1 protein-coding gene is annotated in these 712 nt (G+C 57.7%); it reads right to left on the bottom strand.

Annotated elements, in window-relative coordinates; all coding sequences use genetic code 11:
* Positions 1 to 598: phosphopantetheine-binding protein (locus AC59IL_RS38940; RefSeq protein ID WP_496557671.1), on the bottom strand; the 598-nt coding region annotated here is incomplete at its 3' end.
* Positions 599 to 712 lie beyond the last annotated feature (114 nt).

The raw sequence follows: 712 nt of genomic DNA, 5'->3' as shown, positions 1-712 counted from the left end.
CCAGCCTATCGATGAACCACAACCGCTCCTGACTGAATGACAATGGTATATATAACGGCCGCTCCTGTACGCGCAGAGGCGGCAGCGATTGTTCCTGTTTTAACGCCGACAGATGCAACGACAACCCTTCGATCGTGGGATGCAGAAACAGTTGCCGTACCGACAGCTCAACGCCCAGCTCCCGGCGAACCGCTGATATCACCCGCATCGCCAGCAGCGAATGGCCTCCCAATGCAAAAAAATTGTCCCTGATCCCTATGCCCGATACCTGCAACAAACTCTCCCAGATCTGCGCCAACAAACGCTCCGGTTCCGTGCGCGGCGCTATCCGCAATAAACCCTGTTGACCCTGCAGATCAACCTGCGGCAACGAACGGTAGTCAACCTTCCCGTTGACCGTCAGCGGCAAACGATCCAGCTCTACCACCGCCAGCGGAACCATATACTCCGGCAAACGTGCCCGCGCATGGTTTAATAATTCCTCCCGGTCAAATACCGCCTCCTGAGCAACCACCACATACGCCACCAGCCGTTTCTCCCCGGTAGCTGTTTCCCGCACCATCACCACGCTCTGCGATACCGACCGATGTTCTCTCAACACCTCGGCTATTTCTCCGGGTTCCACCCGGTAGCCACGGATCTTCACCTGGTCGTCTATGCGGCCCAAAAACTCGATATCACCGCCCGCCAGCCACCGGCCACGGTCGCCCGT

The sequence above is a fragment of the Niastella sp. sgz303648 genome (genome assembly GCF_059587045.1).
Note: the sequence above shows the minus strand (reverse complement) of the source record. Positions and strands in the feature narration are given on the sequence as shown.